The organism is Kitasatospora sp. NPDC058190, assembly GCF_042883685.1.
Lineage (GTDB): Bacteria > Actinomycetota > Actinomycetes > Streptomycetales > Streptomycetaceae > Kitasatospora.
Map to the genome: position 1 here is coordinate 1 of NZ_JBHVVI010000208.1, position 8,702 is coordinate 8,702.

Here is an 8,702-nt window from a genome sequence, read left to right on the forward strand (position 1 = left end):
CTGGCCGGTCGCCCCCTGGGGGGCGGCCCCCGACCGTGCCGGGGGTGGGGGGCCGCCCCTGCCGGTGGGGCGGTGCCGCTCCGGCCCGCGATCGGCTTCCGTCCGTCAGGGCACCAGGACGGTGAGGGTCTCCACGACGCAGACCGGCTTGTCGCCGCCCTCGCGCTCGATGGTGACCTTGACCGTGGCCTGGTGGCCACCGCCGCCGGGCGCCAGGGACAGCAGCTCGACGCCGGCGCGCACCTTGGAGTCCACGGGCACCGGCGACGGGAAACGGAGCTTGTTGGCGCCGTAGTTGACGCCCATCCGCACCCCTTCGACCCGGTACACCTCGCCCACCAGCATCGGCACCAGCGACAGCGTCAGGTAGCCGTGCGCGATGGTGCTGCCGAAAGGGCTCCTGGCCGCCTTGTCGGCGTCGACGTGGATCCACTGGTGGTCGCCGGTCGCGTCGGCGAACGTGTCGATCTGCCGCTGCCCGATGGTGTGCCAGCCGGAGTGCCCGAGGTGGGTGCCGACCGCCCGCTGCAGTTCCTCGATGCCCTGGAAGACCTTCATCGTCTCTTCTCGCTCTCCGCTCAGGACTTCCGGGCTCAGGACTTCGGGCCGCCGGCGACGTACAGGACCTGGCCGGAGACGAACCCGGCGCCCTCGCTGGCGAAGAACGAGGCCGCGTGGGCGATGTCCGCGGGCTTGCCGGTGCGGGCGACCGGGATCTCGGCGGCCGCGGCGGCCTTGAACTCCTCGAAGCCGATGCCGATCCGGCGGGCGGTCTCGGCGGTCATCTCGGTCTCGATGAAGCCCGGGGCGATGGCGTTCGCCGTGACGCCGAACTTGCCGAGCTCGATGGCGAGGGTCTTGGTGAAGCCCTGGATCCCGGCCTTCGCCGCCGCGTAGTTGGCCTGGCCGCGGTTGCCGAGCGCCGAGGTGCTGGAGAGGTTGACGATCCGCCCCCAACCCGCCTTGGTCATGTAGCCCTGGACGGCCCGGGTCATCAGGAACGAGCCGCGCAGGTGGACGTTCATGACCGCGTCCCACTCGCCGGGGGTCATCTTGAACAGCAGGTTGTCGCGGATGATGCCGGCGTTGTTCACCAGCACGGTGGGCTCGCCCAGTTCGGCGGCGATCCGCTCCACGGCGGCCTGCACGCTCTGCTCGTCGCTCACGTCGGCGCCGACGGCGAGCGCCCGGCCCCCGGCGGCCTCGATCTCCTGGACGACCGGCTCGCAGGCCGCCTCGTCCAGGTCGATGACGGCGACGGCGAAGCCGTCCGCGGCCAGCCGCTTGGCGACGCCGGCTCCGATGCCTCGGGCCGCACCCGTGACGACGGCGGTGCGGGTGGTGGTGCTCATGGCCAATTCCTCGGTGGTGGCGGTGGATTGTGGTTCAGGGGCGGGGCGCAGGCCGGGGACCAGCTCGGCCAGCGCGGCCCGGGTGGTGGTGGCGTCGGTGTGCAGCAGGGCGCGCATGCCGACCGCGCGGGCGCCCAGCACGTTCGGTTCGGCGTCGTCCACGAACAGGACCCGCCCGGCGGGGAGGCCGAGCAGGTCCAGGGTGAGCCGGTAGATCGGCGCCAGCGGCTTGCGCAGGCCGACCTCGCCGGAGATCACGACGGGCTCCAGGAGCCCGTCGATCAGCGCGCGGGGGTAGGTGTTGCCCCAGCTGTTGGAGAGCAGGGCCACCCGGATCCCGAGCCCGCGCAGTTCGCCGACCAGCTCGAACATCGCGGGGTCGGGCCGCATCCCGGCGAAGAGTCGGTCCAGTACGCCGACCGGGTCGACGGGGCGGCCGTCGACCGTGGTCAGCTCGGCGGCGAGCAGGGTGTCGAACTGCTCGACCGTCAACTCGCCGGTCTCCAACCGGTGGACGGGCGTGCCCTGCTCGGCGTCGCGGGACAGCCAGGCCTTGAGCGTGCGGGAGAAGGAGGCCGGCTCGATGCCGTCGGCCTCGAGCCAGGCCGCGATCGACTCGCGGACCGGCCCGGTGAGGACGCCGCCGTAGTCGAAGACCACGGCGTCCACGGCGTCCACGGCGGCGATGTCGACTCCGGCCATGAGCTCCCCTTTGAAGTGACTAAGCGCTTGCTTAGATCCAAAGGCTGGAGCAGGATGGCCCGGGCGTCAACCGGTTCGGGCCCGCGGGTCGGTGTGTACCGGATCACACTGTCACGCGCCCGAGCGGATCACCCCTCTCGACAGCGACCGGGGTGTGGTGGTGGCATGACGGGCGGCGGGGGAACACCTCCGCGGCCCGGCCCTGCTCCTGCCGACCCTCCCGCACCGCCCTGCCCGTTCCTGTTGCCCCCGTTCCCGCCAGCCTCCCCGATCGGATGCCTCACCTTGGACTCCCTGCTGCTCTCCCGTCGCGACCTCGAATTCCTGCTGCACGACTGGCTGAACGTCACGGCACTGACCTGCCGCCCCCGTTACGCCGACCACGACCGGGACACCTTCGACGCCGTGCTGGAGCTCAGCGAGGCCATCGCGACCCGGAACTTCGCCACCCACAACAAGAAGAACGACGCCGAGGAGCCCCGCTTCGACGGCGAGCGGGTGCACGTCATCCCGGAGGTCAAGGAGGCGCTGAAGGTCTTCGCCGAGGCCGGACTGGTCGGCGCCGCCATGGACTACGACATCGGCGGCCAGCAGCTGCCGGTCGTGGTCGCCAACGCCTGCCGGGTCTGGTTCCAGGCCGCCAACATCGCCACCGCCTCCTACCCGCTGCTCACCGTCGGCAACGCCAACCTGCTGCTGGAGCACGGCAGTCCGGAGCAGGTCGACACCTACGTCCGCCCGATGGTCGAGGGCCGCTTCTTCGGCACCATGTGTCTGTCGGAGCCCCAGGCCGGCTCCTCGCTCGCCGACATCACCACCAAGGCGGTGCCGCAGGACGACGGCACGTACCGGATCAGCGGCACCAAGATGTGGATCTCCGGCGGCGACCACGAGCTGAGCGAGAACATCGTCCACCTGGTGCTGGCGAAGATCCCCGGCGGCCCGGCGGGCGTGAAGGGCATCTCGCTGTTCATCGTGCCCAAGTTCCTGGTCCGGCAGGACGGCACCCTGGGGGAGCGCAACGACGTGGTGCCGGCCGGCCTCAACCACAAGATGGGCTACCGCGGCACCACCAACACGATGCTCAACTTCGGCGAGGGCAAGCACACTCCGGGCGGCGCCCCGGGCGCGGTGGGCCACCTGGTCGGCGAGGCCCACCACGGCCTCGCCTACATGTTCCACATGATGAACGAGGCCCGGATCGGGGTCGGCCAGGGCGCCACCGCGCTCGGCTACACCGGTTACCTGCACGCCCTCGACTACGCCCGCACCCGCCCCCAGGGCCGTCCGCTCGCGGCCAAGGACCCGAACGCCCCGCAGGTGCCGATCATCGAGCACGCCGACGTGCGCCGGATGCTGCTGGCGCAGAAGAGCTACGTGGAGGGCGCCCTCGCCCTCGGCCTGTACTGCAGCCACCTGCTGGACGAGGAGGCCACAGCCGAGCAGGAGCCCGCCCGGGCCCGGGCGAAGTTGCTGCTGGACGTCCTCACCCCGATCGCCAAGAGCTGGCCCTCGCAGTGGTGCCTGGCCGCCAACGACCTCGCCATCCAGGTGCACGGCGGCTACGGCTACACCCGCGAGTACAACGTCGAGCAGTTCTACCGCGACAACCGGCTCAACCCCATCCACGAGGGCACCCACGGCATCCACGGCCTGGACCTGCTCGGCCGCAAGGTCGTGATGGACGGCGGCGCGGGGCTGAAGCTGCTCCTGGACACCCTCGCGGCGACCGCCGTGCGGGCCGCTCGGCTCGGCGGCGAGGCGGCCGAACTGGCCGCCGCGTTGCAGCAGGCGGCCGCCCGGATCGGGCGGACCACCGCCGCGCTCTGGTCGACCGGGGACCCGGCGACCGCGCTGGCCAACGCCTCCACCTACCTGGAGGCGGTCGGCCACGTGGTGCTGGCCTGGATCTGGCTGGAGCAGTACCTCGCCCTGGGCGACGGCACGGACGCCTTCCACGAGGGCAAGCGACAGGCCGCCCGGTACTTCTTCCGTGTGGAACTCCCCAAGACCGGCTCCCAGTTCGACCTGCTCGACAGCCTGGACCGGACGGCGGGGGACTGCCGGCCCGAGTGGTTCTGATCCGATTGGTCGGCTGAAGTCAGTTGAGTTCAGCCGACTTCGGTAGGGTCGGTCCGCCCGGTCCGTCCAGGCGGGTCGAACCGTGCCGGATGGTACCGACGCGGATTCTGACACAGTCCGCGCACCGGTCGGGTGCGGATCCACCGAGCTTTGCTAGCGCCTGCTACACCTCGCTACGCTCGCGACCGTGAACCAGCTTCCCGTGCGACCGGACGACGCCGTGCACCGCGCCCGCGACGAGCGCGCGCGGTGCGTCCCCGTGCCCGGGGCGGGCGCCGCGTGATCCTCCGGATCGACCGGGCCTGGCTGCTCGACATCGCCCACGAGTGCCTGCCGGGCGACCCGGACATCACCGACTACGGATCCCTGGCCGCCGCCGTCGCCCGGCACGCCGACTCCGTCATGGACGTCCCCGTGTACGAGGCCGTCCACCAGCGCGCCGCCGCGCTGATGCACCAGCTGATCCGTGTCCCGGCGCTGGAGTCCGGCAACGAGCACTTCGCCGCCGTGGTCGCTGCCTCCTACCTCAGCGCCTCCGGCGTCATCGTCACCGCCGGACCCGAACAGGCCGTCGCCCTCGCCACCCGCATCCGGGCCGGCAACGCCGACGTCCGCGAGACCGCGGCGGCGATCCGCACCTGGTACCGCTGAGCCGTCCGGCCCGTCAGCGGCAGGCCGTCGCGTGTGCTTCATGACCGTTCACGGCCTCGCGGCACAGCTGTTCCCTCAGCCTCGGCACGGCTCCGCCCTCACTGCGAGCGCAGGTTCAGGACGAGGTCGCGCGGTAGGCCGTGGGTGTCGTGGAGGTAGTGGAGGTCGTCCTCGCTGAGCGGGCCGCGGAACCGGGGCCGGGACAGCACCTGTCGGCCGCGTTCCAGGAGGCGGCCGAACCGGCGCTCCTCGTCGAGCAGCACCTGGCGGACCACCTCCGAGCCCACGTCCTGGCGGAAGCGGTCCAGGGTGTGCCGCACCAGCTCGTCCGGCAGGTCCCCGAGCCCGCGCCGCGGGTCGTCCCGACGGAGCACGGTGAGCACCCGGCGCACCAGGCGGCGCAGCACGTAGCCGCGGCCGGTGTTGGACGGGCGCACGCCGTCGCCGATGACGACGACGGCCGAGCGCAGGTGGTCGCAGACCAGACGCAGTGACGATTCGTCCAGCTGCCACAGGGTCGGTACGAGGCGGCGCCAGGGGTCGAAGACGTCGCACTCGAAGACCGACGACCGGCCCTGCAGCAACGAGGAGAGCCGTTCCAGGCCGAGGCCGGTGTCGATGTTGCGCTGGGGGAGCGGGACGAGGGAACCGTCGTCGAGCCGCCGGTGGCGCATCATCACGTGGTTCCACACCTCGACCCAGCGGTCGTCCCGCGTGGGCGTCGACTCCGGCGGGGTGTCACCGGTCCACAGGAAGATCTCCGAGTCGGGGCCGCACGGGCCGGTCGGTCCGTTGGACCACCAGTTGTCCTCGGTGGTGAGCTCGACCGGGACCCCGCGGTCCTGCCACAGCTCCAGGGAGGCGGTGTCCGGGCCGACCCGGTCGTCTCCGCCGAAGACGGTGACGTGGAGCCGGCCGGGATCGACACCGAACCCGTCGGTGAGCAGTCCGTAGCCCCAGTCGAGGCTCTGCGGGCCCTCGTAGTCGCCGAGCGACCAGGTGCCGAGCATCTCGAAGACGGTGAGGTGGGTGCGGTCGCCGACCTCGTCGAGGTCGGTGGTGCGCAGGCAACGCTGCACGTTGACCAGCCGCCTGCCGAGGGGGTGCGGGCGCCCCTCCAGATAGGGAGTGAGCGGGTGCATGCCCGAGGTGGTGAACAGCACCGGGTCGCCGGGCGGGGGCAGCAGGGTCGAGCCGGTGATCCGGCGGTGGCCGCGCTCCTCGAAGTACTCGATGAAGGTACGGACGAGCTGGTCGGTGTTCACGGGGGTGGCTCCTTCGCGTGTGTGCCAGGGGAGGAGGCACCGGACAACGAGTCCACGCGATCAACGGAACCGAGGAGGGAATCGCCTCGAAGCCACCACCGGCGGACCGTTTCCGGTCGCCGAGGGGGAGGACGTACGTCAGGCGGCGGCAACCGGCGAGCTGGTCGCTCGCGCGGCTGCGGTGATGCTTCGGTCCATGACGTCCATGTCTCCGAGGTTAACGCCATGGGCGCCCCCGGGGCCACTCGATTGATGAACAGGCGGGCCGGCGGCGAGAGGTGTTCGGCCGTCGGACGCCCGCACGGTGGGCGGAGGGGACGGGCAGGCCGCCCTGGGGCTGAGCACCCGCCGCTTCGTGGCGCGGGAGAGCCTCACCGGCCTGGGCCGAACAGCCGCGTCGGGCTCGGGAGAACCGGCCCCGATCGGGTGACCGGTGTGCCGCGTTCCCGGTTGACCTCACCACCGCCCCAGCAGCGGTGCGCGGAGGGCCTGCTGCCGGTGCCAGGCCTTCGGTGCCGAAGCGGGCACCCAGCCGTGCACGTGCCCGGGTTCGACGTACAGCACGTTCCGGATCCGGTTGTGCGGTCCCCGGCCCACGTTGCCCGTCACCAGAACGAAGGCCCCCGGGGGCACGTGCCAGTCGTCGAACCACGCGTCCTGCACGGCCCCGCCCGCGCACCACCGGATGCTGGCCTTCGACCCCCGCCGCACCCGCTGATGGACACTCAGCACCTGGAGCAGCCGGGCTCCGGTCGATTGGCGGGCTTCCTGTTTCCGGAGCAGCCAGACCCACTTCGCGGCCAGCGCCTCGCGCTCGAGGCGGCGCCGTCGGCGCGCTGCCAGGACCACGAAGAGCGCCAGAGCGGCGGTCAGGACCAACACCAGGAGGTGCGGGGGAAGGTCGTTCATGGCGCCATCACCTTGTTCTCTCAGGACGGCCCTGGCTTCAGTCAGGGGAGACGGGGGTCCTTGGACCGGAGCCGCGAAGCGGCGGAGCGGTCTCGGGAGGTCTGGACGGGGGCGTTGTCAGTGGCCTTCGGTAGGTTGATCTCGTGCATCTTCTGTCGGTGTGGACCCGCTGATCCAGTCTCTTCGGGACCTGGACACCGCGTGCCGGAACTTCTCCGATTCGGTGTCGGGCAAGCGCGCGGAGCGTCCGGTCGGGCTGCCCCGCTCCAAATCCACGAGGGCAACCGGCAGTCGTCGCGGTTCACCCGCAACGGGTTCCGCATCCGGGGCAACGGGAAGCCGAACCTGGCGACGCCGTACGCGCGGTCCACTGTGCTCCCGTGGCTCGACAAATGGGTTGGGCGGGCGTGCCGGCGGCTGTTACTGTCTGCGCAGCCGTGAGACAACGCGAGGAGGTGAGACCCATGAAGGCCGTATCCGTGTGGGTGCTCCCCCTTTCCGTCACGGCGGGCGATTGACCTCAGGTGTCGCCCGGGAGCGCCTCGAACAGGCACTCTCGAAAGGCAACGCCATGAACGTTTCTGATTCCATCCCGGGCACCGGCAACCACGAGATCGCGGTCATGCGGGTGTCGGACGCGGAGTGGCACGCCGTGGAAGGCGACCAGGTGGTCGGCCGCGGTGATGCTTCCCTCCGGCCCGACGGCCGGCTCTTCGTCAGCATCGACGCATGGCACGGCGCCGTGTTCGACCGCATCGCCGAGGCGATGTCGGCGGACCTGCCGGCGCCGCTGCACGCCGTGGCGGACGAGCCCGATCACGACTCGGTGTCCGCCTGGCAGCGGGCCGGCTTCGCGACCGTGCGCCGCGAGTGGGGCTATCTCGTACCCACCGATCCGCACGTCACCGGGCTCGGCGCGGTGCGGCCTCCGGCGGGTGTGGTGATCGTGCCCGTCGGGCAGGCGGAGGAGGCGCCGCTGCGCGCCCTGGACCAGGTCCTGCACACCGAGATCGAGGCCGGCGTCGGCTGGGCGGCGGTGCCCGCCCAGGTGCTGCCGCGCCCGGCGGGGATCACGGTGGTCGACCTGTCGAAGTACGCGGTGGCCCGGCAGGCCGGCCGGTACGTCGGGCTGCTCCGGGTGGCGCCGCTGACCCGGCAGCCGCGGATCGGGCTGATCGCCGTCCGGGCCGCCGTGCAGCGACACGGCATCGCGCGGGCGCTGCTGGCCGACACGCTGGACGCGCTGCACCGCTCCGGTACGACCTCGGTCTGGGCCGAGGTCGCGGAGTCCAACGCGGTCGCCACCGCCCTCTTCGAGGGCATAGGCGCCCGGCGCGTGAACAGCGCCCTGGAGCTCGTGCGCCGTTGACGCCCCACGGCGTCTTGCGGCGCCCCGTCACGCCCGCCACGCTTTTCCGAACCGACCACAGCGTCACACGAACAAAGAGAACGAAGAGGTGAGAGCCATGGCCAAGACAGCCAACGGCATAGAGGTTGAGGGCATCGTCGTCGAGTGCCTTCGCAACGCCAACTTCAAGGTGGAACTCCCGAACGGGCACATCGTGCTCGCCCACATCAGTGGGAAGGTCCGGAAGAACCACATCAAGATCCTCCCGCACGACCGGGTGCTCGTGGAGCTCAGCCCCTACGACCTCACCCGCGGCCGGATCCGCTTCCGCTACCGCTCCTAGTGGATGCGCCGTCGGCCGTGGCGGGACCACCACCCGGTGGTGGTCCCGCC

General features: G+C 71.5%; 8 protein-coding genes and 1 pseudogene. 4 read left to right on the forward strand and 5 right to left on the reverse strand.

The window, feature by feature from the left end; all coding sequences use genetic code 11:
• Positions 1–105 precede the first annotated feature (105 nt).
• The 3 genes and pseudogenes from ACFVWU_RS43150 to ACFVWU_RS43160 form a co-directional block, all read right to left on the reverse strand.
• The gene (locus ACFVWU_RS43150; RefSeq protein WP_387631824.1) at positions 106–558 is read right to left on the reverse strand and encodes a MaoC family dehydratase; all 453 of its coding nucleotides are present in this window, start codon (positions 556–558) and stop codon (positions 106–108) included.
• A 35-nt stretch (positions 559–593) separates the two neighbouring features.
• Positions 594–1,352 carry a 3-oxoacyl-ACP reductase FabG gene (gene fabG / locus ACFVWU_RS43155; protein ID WP_387631839.1) on the reverse strand — a complete coding sequence of 253 codons (759 nt, stop codon included), beginning with the start codon at positions 1,350–1,352 and terminating at the stop codon, positions 594–596.
• A 117-nt stretch (positions 1,353–1,469) separates the two neighbouring features.
• Positions 1,470–2,054: pseudogene (locus ACFVWU_RS43160) on the reverse strand (HAD-IA family hydrolase); the annotation flags it as partial.
• Positions 2,055–2,339: 285 nt separating this feature from the next.
• On the opposite strand from ACFVWU_RS43160, the gene ACFVWU_RS43165 reads away from it, so the two are divergent.
• Together ACFVWU_RS43165 and ACFVWU_RS43170 are read left to right on the forward strand one after the other, a co-directional pair.
• Positions 2,340–4,136: an acyl-CoA dehydrogenase gene (locus tag ACFVWU_RS43165; RefSeq protein WP_387631826.1), complete on the forward strand. Its 1,797-nt coding sequence runs from the start codon at positions 2,340–2,342 to the stop codon at positions 4,134–4,136.
• Between the two features lie 279 nt (positions 4,137–4,415).
• Positions 4,416–4,787: a fic family toxin-antitoxin system, toxin component gene (locus ACFVWU_RS43170; protein WP_387631828.1), complete on the forward strand. Its 372-nt coding sequence runs from the start codon at positions 4,416–4,418 to the stop codon at positions 4,785–4,787.
• A 98-nt stretch (positions 4,788–4,885) separates the two neighbouring features.
• Here the strand turns inward: ACFVWU_RS43170 and ACFVWU_RS43175 are convergent, their stop codons facing one another.
• Positions 4,886–6,052: an alanine--tRNA ligase-related protein gene (locus ACFVWU_RS43175; RefSeq protein ID WP_387631831.1), complete on the reverse strand. Its 1,167-nt coding sequence runs from the start codon at positions 6,050–6,052 to the stop codon at positions 4,886–4,888.
• A 456-nt stretch (positions 6,053–6,508) separates the two neighbouring features.
• Positions 6,509–6,961 carry a hypothetical protein gene (locus ACFVWU_RS43180; RefSeq protein ID WP_387631834.1) on the reverse strand — a complete coding sequence of 151 codons (453 nt, stop codon included), beginning with the start codon at positions 6,959–6,961 and terminating at the stop codon, positions 6,509–6,511.
• 571 nt (positions 6,962–7,532) lie between these two features.
• Here ACFVWU_RS43180 and ACFVWU_RS43185 point away from each other — a divergent pair.
• Together ACFVWU_RS43185 and infA are read left to right on the forward strand one after the other, a co-directional pair.
• On the forward strand, positions 7,533–8,330 hold the full coding sequence (locus ACFVWU_RS43185; protein WP_387631836.1) for a GNAT family N-acetyltransferase: 798 nt from the start codon (positions 7,533–7,535) through the stop codon (positions 8,328–8,330).
• A 97-nt stretch (positions 8,331–8,427) separates the two neighbouring features.
• Positions 8,428–8,652: a translation initiation factor IF-1 gene (gene infA, locus ACFVWU_RS43190; RefSeq protein WP_387631837.1), complete on the forward strand. Its 225-nt coding sequence runs from the start codon at positions 8,428–8,430 to the stop codon at positions 8,650–8,652.
• Positions 8,653–8,702: the final 50 nt, after the last annotated feature.

Excerpts from the sequence above, each read along its gene's own strand:
- ACFVWU_RS43150 (WP_387631824.1), bottom strand. The coding sequence starts at position 558 with ATGAAGGTCTTCCAGGGCATCGAGGAACTGCAGCGGGCGGTCGGCACC.
- fabG (WP_387631839.1), bottom strand. The coding sequence starts at position 1,352 with ATGAGCACCACCACCCGCACCGCCGTCGTCACGGGTGCGGCCCGAGGC.
- ACFVWU_RS43180 (WP_387631834.1), bottom strand. The coding sequence starts at position 6,961 with ATGAACGACCTTCCCCCGCACCTCCTGGTGTTGGTCCTGACCGCCGCT.
- ACFVWU_RS43185 (WP_387631836.1), top strand. The coding sequence starts at position 7,533 with ATGAACGTTTCTGATTCCATCCCGGGCACCGGCAACCACGAGATCGCG.
- infA (WP_387631837.1), top strand. The coding sequence starts at position 8,428 with ATGGCCAAGACAGCCAACGGCATAGAGGTTGAGGGCATCGTCGTCGAG.